Here is a 14,363-nt window from a genome sequence, read left to right as displayed (position 1 = left end):
GTCGTGAGGAAGGGACGAGGCATCGCAGGTGACCTCGGGCCACGCTTGTCGGCATGAGCGTTGCCACACCAACTCGCACCACGTCTGCCGTGCGCCTCGACTCCGTCACCAAGCACTTCGGTGACGTCGAGGCGGTTCGCGGCATCGACCTCGACCTCGACCAGGGGGAGGTGGTGGCGTTCCTCGGGCCGAACGGGGCCGGGAAGACCACCACGATCGACATGATCCTCGGCCTCACCCGTCCCACCACCGGCGCCGCGCAGGTGCTCGGTCGCACCCCGCGCGACGCGGTCGCCCACGGCCTCGTCTCCGCGGTGATGCAGACCGGTGGACTCCTCAAGGACATGACGGTGCGCGAGACGGTGGAATACACCGCGAGCCTCTTCGCCGACACCATGCCGGTCGAGGAGGCGCTTCAGGGAGCCGGCATCTCGGGCATCGCCGGCCGCAAGGTCGGCAAGTGCTCCGGCGGGGAGCAGCAGCGGCTCCGCTTCGCGATGGCGTTGCTCCCCGATCCGGCGCTGCTGCTCCTCGACGAGCCGACCACCGGCATGGACGTCGAGGGGCGGCGTACGTTCTGGAACGCGATCCGCGCGGACGCCGAGCGCGGCCGGACGGTCATGTTCGCCACTCACTATCTCGAGGAGGCCGACCAGTACGCCGACCGGATCGTGCTCATCTCCAGGGGGCGCATCGTCGCCGACGGCACCGGGTCGCAGATCCGCGCGTTGGCCGCCGGCCGCACCGTGCGTGCCACGGTCGACGGGTTCACCGCGGAGACCGAGGCACGCCTGCGCGCCGTCGGCGGGATCGACGGCATCGACGTACGCGGCGAGCAGGTCGTCGTCCACACCAAGGAGAGCGACGCGGTCGCGCGCTTCCTCCTGACCGAGACCGCCGCCCGCGACCTCGAGATCACGTCCAAGAACCTCGAGGAAGCCTTCCTCAGCCTGACCGGAGACGACCAGTGAGCACCACCGCAACGAGCACAGCCATCGCCGACCGCCGCACCCCTCCCTTGGGCGGCTTCAACCTCACCCTGCTCAGGATCGAGCTGCGGCGGCTGCTCCGCAACCGGCGTACGGTGATCTTCACGCTGCTCCTCCCGGCCGGTCTGGCGCTCGCCTTCGGCGGCCAGTCGGGGTGGGAGCAGCCGGCCGGCGAAGGGAACGTCGCGGCCTACATCCTGATTTCGATGGCCATGTACGGTGCCGCGATGACGGCGGCCAGCGTCGGCTCGATGGTGGCGCTGGAGCGCTCGGTCGGCTGGTCGCGACAGCTGCGGCTCACGCCGCTGAACCCGGTGGCGTACATCCTGACCAAGGCAGTCGTCGCGCTCGCCATGGGCGCGCTGGCGATCCTGACCGTCAACCTCATCGGCATGCTGCAGGGCAAGGCCGAGATGCCGGTCTCGGTGTGGGTCATGGCCATGGTGGTGACCCTGTTCTGCACCCTCACCTTCGCCGCGCTCGGCGTCTTCGTCGGCTACGTCGTCCCCGGGGAGAACGCGATGCAGATCCTCGGGCCCGGCCTGGCGCTGCTCTCCTTCCTGGGCGGCCTCTTCATCCCGCTGAGCCAGTACGCCTCGATGGTGCGGCACATCGCCTACTGGACCCCGATGTACGGCGTCGCCGAGGTCACCCGGGCGCCGCTGACCCACGAGCTGCCCTGGTACGCCGTCGTCAACGCGATCGCCTGGTTCCTGATCTTCATCGCCGGCGCCGCCTGGCGAATGAGCAAGGACACGGCGCGGGTCTGACTAACCCGCCTGACTAATTAACCTGTCTCCATGAGCATCGACCAAGTGCCGCAGCCGGCCACCGCGAGCAGGCGGTGGGCCGCTTTCGGCCCCTGGTTCGCCTTCATCTGGCTCTTCTTCCTGCTCACCCCGCTCCACGTCGGCTGGCAGGCTCGCGACACTCCCGAGGGCGTGATCGGGATCGCGGCGACGCTCTGCTTCGCAGTCGCCTACATGGTGATCTGGGTGCGCGCGCGTGGCATGCTCCGGATCGTCGAGCAGCCACCGGTGAGCTTCGTGGCGCCCTACCTCGCCGTGCTCGGCCTGCTGGCCGCGGTCATGATCGCCACCCTCGGCGAGGGCGGCATCGCGGGCCTGGTCTACGTCGCGGTCGCCTGTGTGATGACGCTGCCGACCCCGGTGGTCTACGTGGCGATCGTCTGCATCGCGGGCGGCGTGGCGACCACCGGACTGGTGCCGGGCTGGGATTCGCAGATCGGTACGGCGTTCGCGGTCTGCGCCGCGTCGGCGGCGATGCTCGGCATGCGTTCGGTGCTGCGGCGCAACGTCGCCCTCATCGGCGCACAGCACGAGAACACCCGGCTGGCGCTGGCCGACGAGCGCAACCGGTTCGCCCGCGACCTCCACGACATCCTCGGCCACTCGCTGACCGTCATCACGGTCAAGGCCGAGCTGGCCCAGCGTCTGGTCGACGTCGCGCCCGACCGGGCCAAGCAGGAGCTGGCCGATCTGGAGCGGCTCTCCCGCGACGCGCTCGCCGACGTACGCCACGCGGTCGAGGGCTACCGCGAGCTGACCCTGCCGGGCGAGCTCGCCCGCGCGCGGGCGGCGTTGGAGGCTGCCGGTATCGAGCCGGTGCTTCCCCAATCGACCGACGAGGTGCCCTCCGGGCTGCGTGAGCTCTTCGCCTGGACCATCCGCGAGGGGGTCACCAACGTGATCCGGCACTCCGGTGCACACCGGTGCGAGATCGTGCTCGCCCCGACCTCGGTCACCGTCCACGACGACGGCCACGGTGCCGGCGAAACCACTGACGGGTCCGGCCTGACCGGCCTGCGGGAGCGGGCCGGCGCCATGGGCGCGGTGCTGACCACGCGTACGGGCTCCGGCTTCGAGCTGGTCATGTCCGCCGACCTGGCCACCACCGCCGAGAAGGAGGTCACCTCATGACGATCAGGCTGCTGCTCGCCGATGACCAGGCGCTCGTACGAGGCGCCCTCTCGGCCCTTCTCGGCCTCGAGCCTGATCTCGAGGTCGTCGCCGAGGTCGGCAGCGGGTCCGAGGTCCTACCGGCCGTGCTGGAGCACCGACCCGACGTGGCACTGCTGGATGTGGAGATGCCCGGGCTCGACGGCATCGCGGCGACCGCCGAGGTCCGCCGCGCCACCCCAGGGACGCGGGTGCTGATCGTGACCACCTTCGGCCGCCCCGGATACCTGCGCCGGGCGCTGCAGGCCGGTGCGTCCGGGTTCGTCGTCAAGGACACCCCGGCCGCCCGGCTCGCCGATGCCGTGCGCCGCGTGCACGAGGGCCTGCGCGTCGTCGATCCACAGCTCGCCACCGACTCCCTCGTGGCCGGTGAGTCGCCGTTGAGCCAGCGCGAGACCGAGGTGCTCCGCGCTGCCCGGGACGGGTCACCGGTCTCCTCGATCGCGGCCCGGCTCGTCCTCTCCGAGGGCACGGTGCGCAATCATCTCTCCGCCGCGATCGGCAAGACCGGCGCGGCCAACCGCACCGAGGCCGTGCTCACGGCCGACAACAATGGTTGGCTGTGACCATGGCCAGGCTGCTGATCGTCCACCACTCCCCCACCCGGTCGCTGCGGCGTCTGACCGACGCGGTGGTCTCTGGCGCCAACGACCCCGAGATCGAGGGAGTCGAGGTCGTCGTACGTCCCGCTCTGGAGGCGACGGCCGACGACGTCCTGGCAGCCGACGGCTACGTGCTCGGCACCAGCGCCAACTTCGGCTACATGTCGGGCGCCCTGAAACACTTCTTCGACTCGACCTTCCTGGCCGTCGGAGGCGCGCTCGACTCTTCCGGGGGCGCTGGTGAATCTGCCGGCGAGACCGCCAAGCGCCCCTACGGTCTCTACGTCCACGGCCGCTACGACACCACCGGCGCGATCCGCTCGGTGCAGTCCATCGTCGGCGCGCTCGGGTGGGCCCAGTCCTACGACATCCTCGACGTCCTGGGAGACGTCGAGGACGCGCATGTCGAGGCGGCGTACGAGCTGGGAGCCACGCTGGCCGCCGTCCTCGACTGATTGTCCTTTCGGCCTGCTCATGGATTCGCAAGTAGAGTCGATCCCCGTGATCGGCCATACCCCCAGACGTACGACATCTTTGTCGCTCCTGATCGTGGTGCTTGCCGTCCTCGCGCTCAGCGGGTGCGGTGGTGATCGGGCTGCCGCCAAGGGCGAGGACCCGAAGCAGGTGGACTCGACCGCGCTGCCCGAGGTCGGCAAGTGCCGCAACCTCACCCACGAGGATGTCGCCGAGGCCTACAACTTCGACAAGTACGTCCCCTGCGACGAGCCGCACAACGCCGAGACCTTCGGGGCCGGACCGCTCCCGGACGAGTTCAAGGACGCGGAGTACGGCGACGAGAAGGTCAACGAGTGGGCCTTCAGCCAGTGCCGCAAGCTGCTGGAGAAGTACGTCGGCTCCGACCAGAGCCTCTTGATGCGCTCGATGCTCTCCCACGTCTACTTCGGACCCTCGGAGAAGGCCTGGGAGGAGGGCGCTCGCTGGATCCGCTGCGACGTGGTCGGCGGTGGCCAGCAGGGCGCCGAGTACGTCGACCTGCCGACCACCACCCGCAACCTCCTCAAGGTCAAGAAGGTCGAGGACGTCGAGGACCGCTGGATGGTGTGCGCCGAGGGCAAGAGCGTCGCCTCCGCGAAGGTGCCCTGCTCCGAGCCGCACCAGATGCGCGCGGTGACGACCATCAAGCTGGGCGAGGCCAAGACCAAGTTCCTCGGTGTCGCGGAGTCCAAGAAGAAGGCCACGCAGTACTGCAAGGGCTCGGTCCAGGCCTGGTTGGGTTACCCGGAAAGCTTCGACTACGGGTACACATGGTTTGGAGAGAAGGAGTGGAACGCCGGCAACCGCTGGGCGGTCTGCTGGGCGGTGACCGAGGAGTGAGCATGCGAGACACGCTGAAGCGGAGCCCGAACCGATCGGCGCCGCTGTGGGGGGCTCTCGTCGTCGTGGGGGCCATGGCTCTCGCCGGTTGCGGTGGCGGCGAGCCGAAGTCGGCTCCTTCGCCCTCGTCGGCGCCTCCGTCCGCCTCCGCATCTGCGGCGCCGTCCCCGAAGGAGGGGGCCTGCTACAACCTCACCTACGACGAGGCGCTGGCCCCGACCGCCGGCGGCACCGCGGTCACCTGCAAGGGCAAGCACACCACCCAGACGTACGCCGTGGGCCGGCTGAGGAACGTCGTCGACGGCCACCTCGTCGCGGTCGACTCGGAGCAGGTCGCGGCCCAGGTCGCCGAGGCGTGCCCCAACAAGGTCACCAAATATCTCGGTGGCGACGCCGACGATCTGCGCCTCTCGATGCTGCGCCCGGTCTGGTTCACGCCGACGATCAAGGAGTCCGAGGCCGGCGCCAACTGGTTCCGCTGCGACGTCATCGGCATCGCCGGCCCCAAGGCCCTGATGACCCTCAAGGGCAACATGAAGGGCGTCCTGGGCGACTCCAAGACCGCCGAGCCGTTCCGGATGTGCGGCACGGCCTCGCCGAAGTCTGAATCCTTCAAGCGCGTCCCGTGCTCCCTCAAGCACAGCTGGCGAGCCCTGTCGGTCATCGACCTAGGCTCCGGGAAGTACCCCGGCGAGTCGAAGGTCAACAGCGCCGGCGCCGAGGACTGCAAGGCCGCTGCCGCCGAGGTCGCCGACGACCCGCTCAAGTACGAGTGGTCCTGGGAGTTCCCCAGCGCCGAGCAGTGGCAGGGCGGGCAGACCTACGGGATCTGCTGGGCGCCGAGCTAGGGCGGTTGGAATACCCGGTTAACCGGGTATTCCTGCACTTCTCGGGCATTGCAACACCCGAGAAGCGCAGGAAAGACCGGAGCGCTGTGACCGGTGAGACGCCTGGGACTAGAACCCGAGCTTGCGCAGCTGTCGCGGGTCGCGCTGCCAGTCCTTGGCGATCTTGACGTGCAGGTCGAGGTAGACCGGCATGCCGAGCAGCTCCTTGATCTGCAGGCGCGCGCGCTGACCGACGTCCTTGAGGCGCGAGCCCTTGTGGCCGATCACGATGCCCTTCTGGGAGTCGCGCTCGACGTAGAGGAAGGCGTGGATGTCCATCAGCGGCTTGTCCTCCGGGCGGTCCTCACGCAGGCGCATCTCCTCGACGACGACGGCGATGGAATGCGGGAGCTCGTCGCGTACGCCTTCCAGGGCTGCCTCGCGAATGAGCTCGGCGATGATGATCTCCTCAGGCGAGTCGGTGAGCTCGCCGTCGGGGTAGAGCGGCGGCCCCTCGGGGAGGAGCTTGATCAGCAGGTCACCGAGGAGGTCGACCTGGTCGCCGCCGACGCTGGAGACCGGGACGATCTCGGCCCACTCGATGCCGAGCTCGACCCCGAGGGTCTGGATCGACATCAGGTGCTCCCCGATCTGCTCGGGGGTGGCGAGGTCGGTCTTGGTGGCGATCGCGACCCGCTTGATGCCCTTCTTGAGCTTGTTGGCGTTCTCCGCGATCCGGCGGTCACCGGGGCCGATCTTCTCGTTGCACGGGAAGCAGATCGCGACCACGTCGACCTCGGTCCAGGTGGCCTCGACGAGGTCGTTGAGGCGCTCGCCGAGCAGCGTACGCGGCCGGTGGATGCCCGGGGTGTCGACCAGGATCAGCTGGCCGTCGGGCCGGTGGACGATGCCCTTGACCACGGTGCGGGTGGTCTGCGGCTTGTCGGAGGTGATCGCCACCTTGGTGCCGACCAGTGCGTTGGTCAGGGTGGACTTGCCCGCGTTGGGGCGTCCGACGAACGACACGAAGCCGCTCCGGAAAGCTGGCTCGGTCACTGTTGCTCCTGTTGCTCGTCGTATCGCTGCCAGATCTGCTCGTCGGTGAGCCCCTGGGCCTTGCCCTCGCGCCACACCGGTCCGGGATCGACCGAGCGCGGCTGCCGCTTCTGGCCGCCACCGCGCCAGTAGCCCATCACGTCGTAGGCGTGGGAGTCGAGCTTCCGCTCGCGCATCAGATGCTTGCGGATCGCCCGCATCTGGCTGGACTCACCGGCCATCCAGAAGTAGCCGTCGCCTTCGGGCCACTCGATCTTCTCCACGGCCGCCGCCAGGTCGGAGGAGGTCTCCGACGGCGGCGTGGACCAGGTGACCTCAGCGGTGCCGGGCAGATAGCCAGGCAGGTCGTCGGGCACCTCGGCCCAGATCCGCGTCGGCAGCGTGGTGGTCTCGGTGATCCGCGCCATGGCCGGCATCGCGGTCAAGTCGCCGACCAGCAGCAGCCACTGCGCGGCCTCGGGCGCGGCGTAGGAGCCCTTGGGCTCGGTGATCGTGACCTTCTGGCCCACGGGGTCGGTGCGCGTGGCCCACTCGGTCACCAGACCGACATCGTGGACGACGACGTCGAGGGTCAGCTCGCCACCCTGCCAGGACCGGACGGTGTAGTAGCGCGACTGGAACTGCCCCGGGACGATCAGCCCGACCCATTCGTCGGGGATCCCGGTGGACTCGAACCCGGCCAGGCCGGGACCGCCGAGCACCAGACGTACGAGGTGGGGCGTGATCTGCTCGCGCCGCAACACCTCCGCGGCGTACTGCTGGGCCTTGACACTCATCGCCTCAAGGTTATCCGCGCAGACGCGGCCCGCCCGCATCAGCGCCGCACTCATTCGTGGCTGATGGCGAGCAGAGCCTCTCGAGTCGCGTCGTCGGCCGGGAACATCGCCTCCACCGCGATCTCGTCGACCGTCACGTCGCGCGGCGCGCCGATCACGGAGAGGACGTAGAGGAAGGACAGATCGCCGAAGCTCGTACGCAGCAGCAGCGGCAGCACCGGCAAGGCACCGTCCCTCGCCGTGACCGCCGGCGCCTCCACATCGGCTCCGGGCGGCGCCGGATAGCCCTCGACGTCTTCGAGGAGCTCGACCAGCCCGTCGGCCGCGGTGCGGTCGAGCTGCCGGCGGATGCGGCCGACGACATGGGCCCGCCACTGCGGGTAGTTGCGCACCTGCGCCGCCAGGCCGTCGGGATGCAACGTCGCGCGCAGCATGTTGAGCCGCGGCTGCCGCAGCGCGTCCGGCAGCGGAGCCAGGAAGAGCTCCATGGGCCGGTTGGTCGCCACCATGTCCCAGCGGACGTCGACCGCGCAGGCCGGATAGGGCTCGTGGGCGGTGAGCACCGCCTCGACGGCGGACCTGGCGACGCCGAGGTCGTCGAGCGGCCGTTCCTGGTAGACGGGCGCGAACCCTGCCGCGAGATAGAGCCGGTTGCGCTCACGCAGCGGCACCTCGAGCTCCTCGCAGAGCCGCTCGATCATCGTCCGGCTCGGCCCCGACCGTCCCGTCTCGATGAAGCTGAGATGGCGGGCCGACACGTCGGCCGCGATCGCCACCTCGAGCTGCGAGCGACGGCGCCGCTCGCGCCAGTCCCGAAGCAGGTCTCCGACGCTCAGCTGGGCCGTTGTCATGCACCCAGGCTGCCGGGCGGAGCGCGGCGCGGCAACTACCCGAGAGGTAATCGACAGGGCTCACCGGGAGGCGGATCGTCTTGGCCATGACCACTGAAACCACACCCCGCTCACCTGCCGCCACCGCCGAGGCGTACGTCTCGTTCTGGAACCTCTCCGCCGAGGAGCAGCGCATCCTCGGCGCCACCCTGTTCGCCGACGACGTCGCTCGCTCCACGCCGATCGGCGAGTCCACCGGCCTCGAGGCGCTGATCGACTTCACCCGCCAGTTCACCGAGGGCGTCGGCGACTACACGTTCGTGGCCCGCGCCGAGCCCGATTCACACCACAAGCACGTCCGCGTGCGCTGGGAGATCCGCAAGGAGGAGGGCTCGTTCGCCGAGGGCACCGACGTCCTCGATCTGGACCGGTCAGGGCGGATCGCCGCGATCACCGCGTTCATCGATCGCGCCCCCGACGGCTTCGATCCCGACGCCCACCACGAGGAGGCCTGACGTGTTCCTGATCGAGATCGCCGCTCCCGCCGGCGCACTCACCGACGGCGACCGCGCGACGCTGACAAAGGCCGTGACTTCGCTCCTCAACGAGGGAGTCAGCGCTCCGGAGGAGACGATGGCTCGAGGCCGGGCGGTGACCCACATCGCCTTCCGGGAGCTCGCCGGGTGGACGACCGGTGACGGCGCGTGGAGCCCGCCGGCCCCGCCGCCGCTGGTCATCACGGCCACCGTTCCCGAGGCGTGGCGGGAGGAGATGTCTCGCCCCTTGTCCGGCGCCATCCGTGCCGGCGTACGCAAGGTCGACCGCGTCCACGGCTGGACCAGGCCGGGCGGGCACCTCTGGGTCAACCTCGTCGGGATCGCGGACGGCAGCATCGGGCTCAACGGCCGACCGGCGACGGCGGACGAGCTGACGAGCTGGATGACCGAGGAGTTCCGGGCGAGACACAGCGCGGGCGCGGTCGACCTCCCCGAAGGCGTCGTCATCGATCCGATGTGCGGCATGCAGGTCACCCTCGGCCGCGGAGCGATCACGATGGAGCACGACGGGGAGACCATCGGCTTCTGCGCCGCGTCCTGCCGACGTGCCTACGCCAAGGAGCACGGCGTCCCGGCCTGATCAGGCCGGGCCACCGCCCAGCCCGATCTCGTTGCCGTCGGGATCGCGGAAGATGGTCTTGCGGACCCCGTTGTCGTACGTCTCCTGCGACTCCGGCCGCAGGCCGCGGTCGGCGATCGCGGCGAGGCGGGCATCGAGGTCGTCGACGAAGAGGGTGACGAAGCCACGGCCGGCGAGCTCCGGCCTCACCTCGACGTAGACGTAGCCGTGCTCGACCACCTCGAAGACGGCCTCGACATCGTTGGGGTAGAAGGCCGGCGGGCCGCCGAGCAGGGCCTCGTACCAACGGGCCGCACGGGCCAGGTCCGCGACCGGAAGTCCGGCGAACAGGTCGGTCATCTCAGAACCTCCAGCGGGTCGCGCCGTAGGGCTCGACGGTCGCGACCGCGTGGGCGGAGGTCGCGTCGATGCGGAAGACGTGCCAGGGCGCCGGGCCCGCGCTCTGCGCGTTGAACGGCGCCGTGACGGCCTCGCCCGACTCGTCGACCTCGGCCGGCCAGCCCTCGTCGTCATGGTAGTGCTTGGCCACGCGCTCGAGCTCGTCGCCGAGGACCCGCGTCACGCGGCCCTCCACGACCAGGTCGAACTCACGGACCGAGAGCGACAGTGCGCAGCGGGGATCGCGGGCGTGGTTGCGGCCACGCCGCGTCCCAGGTCCCGTGACCAGGTAGAAGCTGCCGTCGAGCCAGATCGCGCCGACGGCGTTCACGTGCGGACCGCCGTCGGCGTTGATCGTGCTCACCCAGGTCGTGTAGCGCCCGGGCTCGCCCTCCTGCGACCCGGGCCCCTGGTTGAAGCCCTGGTCCAGTCGAGCGGTCACCTCCGCCCAGGACATCGGCGGGGCGTCGTACATCTCTGCGAGGTTGTGGGTCTCCATGACTGTCTCCTTCGGCTGGAACAGGATGTTTCACCTACTCCACGAACAGAAAAGGCCGATTCCGACACCGTGCCACATACGAGTGGGCGAAGGTGACAGCCAGACCGCGCTCCAACCTGCCACTTTCGCCCACTCTCGATGGCCGTCGACCAGAGATGTCGGTGGTCGCGAGGATGCTGAGCCCCATGGATCTCATCGATATCGAAGGCCACCCCCTCGAGGACACATCGACGGTCTTCACAGGCGACGCACCGCGAACGACCACCCGCCGACGACGTCCGCGACAACCCCGGCGGCGGGGTCCGACCTGGGAGCGGGTCGGGAACGGCGTGTACGTGCCAGCGGGGCTCGACGGTGACTCCAGGTGGCGAGCAGGGCTGGCAGCGTGGACAGATGTTCTTCCCGGTTCGGCCGTTCTCACCGGGTTGACCGCCATGCGGCTCCACGACCTCTGGCTCCCACCGGTGCCCGACGATCTGCCGGTCTTCGTGGCGCTCCACGAGTCGTCCGCGCGGATACGCCGGCCCGAGCTGCGGATCAGCCGACACCCGCGGCCACCGGCAGCCATCTCGCTCGACAATCTTCGGGTCGCGCCGGTGCCCGATGCAGCTCTTGCCTGCGCACGCGACCTCGGCGTTCTGGATCTGGTGGTTCTGATCGACAGCGCCCTCCATCTGGAGAAGTGCACGCTCGCCGATCTCCAGGCGGCCGCAGCCACTGGTCGACCGGGATCACGTCGGCTGAGCGAGGCGTTGCGCTGGTGCGACCGGCGCTCCGAGTCCGCCTGGGAGTCCGTCCTGCGGATCCTGCACACCGCGTGCGGGGTCGACGTCGAGCCGCAGGTGGAAATCCACGATGCCCGTGGCGTCTTCATCGGGCGAGCCGATCTCGTGGTGACCGGGACCAAAACGCTGCAGGAGTACGACGGAGCACAGCACCGTGAGCGCGGTCAGTACCGCCGCGACCGGGGAAGGGACGCGGACCTCGCCAAGGCCGGATACGTACGCCACGGATGGATCGCGAGCCAGGTCCGCCACGACAGCTGGCTGATCCTCCGGGCGGCGATGGATGCGCTCGGACGAGAGCTCACCGTCGATGACATCCGACCATGGTGGAAGCTCTTGGAGGCGTCACTCTTCTCGAAGTCCGGGACGGCGACGATGCGACGAACCTGGCAGTTGCCCGAAGTCTCATAGCAAGTGGGCGAAAGTGGCAGCCGGACCGCGGTCCGAACTGCCACTTTCGCCCACTCAGCTACTCAGAGTTACTTAGAAGGTGTGCCGCAGCGGGTAGCCCGAGAGCCCATCGACCGTCTTGGTCGCGAGCACGTGGTGGAGCTGGATGTTGTTGCGCTCGAAGCCGATCCGGGAACCGGCCATGTAGATGCCCCAGACCTTCGCGGTGCCGAGACCGACCTCGTTGACGCAGGCGTCCCAGTTGTCGCGGAGGTTGTCGTTCCACGCCGTCAGGGTCTTGGCGTAGTGGACCCGGATGTTCTCGTGGTGCTGCACCTCGAGGTCGGTGTTCTCGATCGCGGACACGATGGTGCCCGAGCCGATCAGCTCGCCGTCGGGGAAGACGTAGCGGTCGATGAACGCCCCCGCGTTCGCCTTCGAGATGTTGTCGGGACGGGTGATGCAGTGGTTGAGCAGCCGGCCCCCATCGCGCAGCTTGCTCTTGATGAAGCCGAAGTAGGCCGGGTAGTTGGCCACGCCTATGTGCTCGGTGAGCCCGATGGAGCTGACCGCGTCGAAGTCCCCCTCGACCACGTCGCGGTAGTCGGAGAAGCGCACCTCGGCGACGTCGTCGAGACGATCGGCCTTGATCGCCTTCTGTGCCCAGTTGGCCTGCTCGCGCGAGAGCGTGACGCCGAGCGCCTTGACGCCGTAGTGCTGAGCCGCGTGGCGCACCATCCCGCCCCAGCCACAGCCGATGTCGAGCAGGCGCATCCCGGGCTCGAGCCCGAGCTTGCGGCAGATCAGGTCGTACTTGGCCGCCTGCGCCTCCTCGAGCGTGGCGTCATCGGTCGGGTAGAGCGCACACGTGTAGGTCATCGACGGGCCGAGGACGTACTCGTAGAAGGTGTTGGAGACGTCGTAGTGGTGGTGGATCGCGTCGGCGTCGCGCTCGGGCGAGTGCCGTGTCCACGGCAGCGCGCTGATCGCGCGGCCGGAGAGGTGGCGTACGTTCTCGGCCCGCTGCCGCCATGCCGGCAGGTGCTCCTGCGGCGGTGGCTTGGGCGGGACGAAGTTCTTCACCCCGAGCGCGCGCACCATGTCGACCGTCTCCCGAGGGCTGGGCCGTTTGAAGTCGGTCTTGTCCAGGATCAGGTCCAGGAGCGGGTAGGGGTCGCCCGGGTGGATGCCGTGCAGGGCCATGTCACCGCTGACGTAGGCACGAGCCAGCCCCAGATCGCCCGGCGCGGTCAGCAGGAACGCGAGCCCGCGCGGGTTGAGGATCTCCATCCCGAAGGGAGAGTCCTTGTCGCCGGCGACACTGCCGTCGTACGCGGTGAGCTTGATTGGCAGCCCACCGTCGAAGAGTTCGTTGATGGTCTCTGCAATGTGATTCACAGTCTCTTCACCGCCTTGCTGTACAGATCGGTCAACCGGTTGCCGGGGTCATACCTCGCCTTCACGGCAGCGAGGTTGTCCCCGTCATAGAGAGCGTCGAAGACATCCTTGTCATAGAACGCCTCGGAGTAGAGCGATTTATGCCCGCCGAGCTCGTGGACCTGATCCTCGATCGCACGGTTCTTGGGAGCGTTGACGGCTCCGGGGCCGACGTGGACCGTGCCCCAGAAGCCGACGTTGACGTACGTCCGGCCCGCCTCGAGCGGGTAGGTCGGCCATTTCCCTCCTGTGTTCGTCCCCTGGGAGACCAGCGGACACAGCCATACCGGCCGCATCCCGATCTCGGCGTCGAACCACTCCAGGAATGCGGGGAGGTTCTCGACCGGGACCTCGATGTCCTGGATCACCCGTTCCCTCAGGAGCCGTCCGGCACGCGCGTCGAGCTTGTCGGCGATGCCGAACTTCCGGTCCAGGCCGACCAGCTTCATGTAGACGTCCGAGCGCCGCAGCCGGCGCGGCCACACCCTGCGGAGGTACTTGTTCTGCGCGCCGAAGGCCCCCGAGCACCAGAACCAGTCGGTGTCCCAGCGCCACAGGTAGTCATAGGTCGTCAGCACATCGGTCTCACGCTGTTGGATCGAGCGGTAGTAGATCTGCTGGCCGCCGTAGTCGCTGAGAGTCCGGGTGGTGGCCTTCTCGGTCCAGGTCGCGAGGGTCAGGTAGTACTCCCCCGGCTCGAACGCGACACCGTCGAGTCCGTCGACCCGCTCCCCCTCGTACGTCCTGGTCTCGGTGATCTGCGCGATCGTCTTGGTGAGCAGGCCGACATCGTCGAAGCGTACGTGCCGCAGCGCGACGTATCCCGGCACCTTCTCCAGCTTGATCTTGAGCCGGGTGGCGTAGCCGAGGGAGCCGTAGGAGTTGGGGAAGGTGTCGAAGAGATCCTCCCCCGGACGCGTCGTGACGATCTCGCCCGACCCGGTCAGGATGTCCATCTCCAGCACCGACTCGTGCGGCATCCCGTTGCGGAACGAGGTGGCCTCGATGCCCATCCCGGTCACCGCGCCACCGAGCGTGATCGTGCGCAGCTGCGGGACGACGTACGGGATCATCCCGTGCGCCAAGGTGGCGTCGACGAGGTCTTCGTACGTGCACATCCCCTGTACGTCGGCAGTGCCCGCCTCGGCATCGACCTCGATCACGCCGCCCAAGCCGGAGACGTCGAGACCGGGGGCGTCGGTCGCCGCCCGGGCCCGGAAGAGGTTGGTGGTGCGTTTGGCCAGCCTGACGGGAGCGCCGTCAGGGATCCGCTTGTAGGAGGCCGTCAACCGCTCGACGGCCTCGGTGTGTCGTTGCCAACCAGTCTCACCCGTCACTTGACG

17 protein-coding genes are annotated in these 14,363 nt (G+C 68.9%); 10 read left to right on the top strand and 7 right to left on the bottom strand.

Annotation, left to right across the window (positions count from 1 at the left end):
- Positions 1 to 53: 53 nt before the first annotated feature.
- From OH802_RS13100 to OH802_RS13070, 7 genes are read left to right on the top strand one after another with little or no spacing between them, the layout of a single operon-like run.
- Positions 54 to 971, top strand: coding sequence for an ABC transporter ATP-binding protein (locus OH802_RS13100; protein WP_406028550.1), 918 nt, complete (start codon positions 54 to 56; stop codon positions 969 to 971).
- Positions 968 to 1,759, top strand: a complete 792-nt coding sequence (locus tag OH802_RS13095) for an ABC transporter permease (protein WP_406028548.1) — start codon at positions 968 to 970, stop codon at positions 1,757 to 1,759. Before OH802_RS13100 ends, OH802_RS13095 begins: the two co-directional genes overlap by 4 nt.
- Before the next feature lie 30 nt (positions 1,760 to 1,789).
- The gene (locus tag OH802_RS13090; RefSeq protein ID WP_406028546.1) at positions 1,790 to 2,929 is read left to right on the top strand and encodes a sensor histidine kinase; all 1,140 of its coding nucleotides are present in this window, start codon (positions 1,790 to 1,792) and stop codon (positions 2,927 to 2,929) included.
- On the top strand, positions 2,926 to 3,534 hold the full coding sequence (locus tag OH802_RS13085; protein ID WP_406028544.1) for a response regulator: 609 nt from the start codon (positions 2,926 to 2,928) through the stop codon (positions 3,532 to 3,534). Before OH802_RS13090 ends, OH802_RS13085 begins: the two co-directional genes overlap by 4 nt.
- Positions 3,535 to 3,536: 2 nt before the next feature.
- Positions 3,537 to 4,025 carry a flavodoxin family protein gene (locus OH802_RS13080; protein WP_406028542.1) on the top strand — a complete coding sequence of 163 codons (489 nt, stop codon included), beginning with the start codon at positions 3,537 to 3,539 and terminating at the stop codon, positions 4,023 to 4,025.
- A gap of 46 nt (positions 4,026 to 4,071) precedes the next feature.
- Positions 4,072 to 4,905 carry a septum formation family protein gene (locus OH802_RS13075; protein WP_406028540.1) on the top strand — a complete coding sequence of 278 codons (834 nt, stop codon included), beginning with the start codon at positions 4,072 to 4,074 and terminating at the stop codon, positions 4,903 to 4,905.
- A 2-nt stretch (positions 4,906 to 4,907) separates the two neighbouring features.
- Positions 4,908 to 5,753 (top strand): septum formation family protein, encoded by an 846-nt coding sequence (locus tag OH802_RS13070; RefSeq protein ID WP_406028538.1) that lies wholly within the window; start codon positions 4,908 to 4,910, stop codon positions 5,751 to 5,753.
- 108 nt (positions 5,754 to 5,861) lie between these two features.
- Here the strand turns inward: OH802_RS13070 and era are convergent, their stop codons facing one another.
- Genes era through OH802_RS13055 form a run of 3 tightly spaced genes read right to left on the bottom strand, consistent with a single transcriptional unit; the run spans position 5,862 to position 8,415 of the window.
- On the bottom strand, positions 5,862 to 6,788 hold the full coding sequence (gene era, locus OH802_RS13065; protein ID WP_355227996.1) for a GTPase Era: 927 nt from the start codon (positions 6,786 to 6,788) through the stop codon (positions 5,862 to 5,864).
- Positions 6,785 to 7,564 (bottom strand): siderophore-interacting protein, encoded by a 780-nt coding sequence (locus OH802_RS13060; protein WP_406028536.1) that lies wholly within the window; start codon positions 7,562 to 7,564, stop codon positions 6,785 to 6,787. The genes era and OH802_RS13060 overlap by 4 nt, the downstream gene beginning before the upstream one ends.
- Positions 7,565 to 7,614: 50 nt before the next feature.
- Positions 7,615 to 8,415, bottom strand: a complete 801-nt coding sequence (locus tag OH802_RS13055; RefSeq protein ID WP_406028534.1) for a helix-turn-helix domain-containing protein — start codon at positions 8,413 to 8,415, stop codon at positions 7,615 to 7,617.
- Positions 8,416 to 8,501: 86 nt separating this feature from the next.
- Here OH802_RS13055 and OH802_RS13050 point away from each other — a divergent pair, with 86 nt between their 5' ends.
- Both OH802_RS13050 and OH802_RS13045 read left to right on the top strand, forming a co-directional pair.
- Positions 8,502 to 8,909, top strand: coding sequence for an isomerase (locus OH802_RS13050; RefSeq protein ID WP_406028532.1), 408 nt, complete (start codon positions 8,502 to 8,504; stop codon positions 8,907 to 8,909).
- 1 nt (position 8,910) lies between these two features.
- Positions 8,911 to 9,531: a hypothetical protein gene (locus OH802_RS13045; RefSeq protein WP_406028530.1), complete on the top strand. Its 621-nt coding sequence runs from the start codon at positions 8,911 to 8,913 to the stop codon at positions 9,529 to 9,531.
- Here OH802_RS13045 and OH802_RS13040 read toward each other — a convergent pair whose 3' ends face one another.
- Together OH802_RS13040 and OH802_RS13035 are read right to left on the bottom strand one after the other, a co-directional pair.
- Positions 9,532 to 9,870 carry a VOC family protein gene (locus tag OH802_RS13040; RefSeq protein WP_406028528.1) on the bottom strand — a complete coding sequence of 113 codons (339 nt, stop codon included), beginning with the start codon at positions 9,868 to 9,870 and terminating at the stop codon, positions 9,532 to 9,534.
- Position 9,871: 1 nt separating this feature from the next.
- Positions 9,872 to 10,408, bottom strand: coding sequence for a pyridoxamine 5'-phosphate oxidase family protein (locus OH802_RS13035; RefSeq protein ID WP_355227985.1), 537 nt, complete (start codon positions 10,406 to 10,408; stop codon positions 9,872 to 9,874).
- Between the two features lie 434 nt (positions 10,409 to 10,842).
- Here OH802_RS13035 and OH802_RS13030 point away from each other — a divergent pair, with 434 nt between their 5' ends.
- Positions 10,843 to 11,604, top strand: a complete 762-nt coding sequence (locus OH802_RS13030) for a hypothetical protein (protein ID WP_406028525.1) — start codon at positions 10,843 to 10,845, stop codon at positions 11,602 to 11,604.
- Positions 11,605 to 11,676: 72 nt separating this feature from the next.
- Here the strand turns inward: OH802_RS13030 and OH802_RS13025 are convergent, their stop codons facing one another.
- Both OH802_RS13025 and OH802_RS13020 read right to left on the bottom strand, forming a co-directional pair.
- Entirely contained in the window at positions 11,677 to 12,981 is a 1,305-nt protein-coding gene (locus OH802_RS13025; protein ID WP_406028523.1) for a class I SAM-dependent methyltransferase, read from the bottom strand.
- The gene (locus tag OH802_RS13020; RefSeq protein ID WP_406028521.1) at positions 12,978 to 14,357 is read right to left on the bottom strand and encodes an FAD-binding oxidoreductase; all 1,380 of its coding nucleotides are present in this window, start codon (positions 14,355 to 14,357) and stop codon (positions 12,978 to 12,980) included. The genes OH802_RS13025 and OH802_RS13020 overlap by 4 nt, the downstream gene beginning before the upstream one ends.
- Positions 14,358 to 14,363: the final 6 nt, after the last annotated feature.

It is taken from the genome of Nocardioides sp. NBC_00850, assembly GCF_045207335.1.
Taxonomy (GTDB): domain Bacteria; phylum Actinomycetota; class Actinomycetes; order Propionibacteriales; family Nocardioidaceae; genus Nocardioides.
This window is presented reverse-complemented; position numbering and strand designations above follow the sequence as displayed.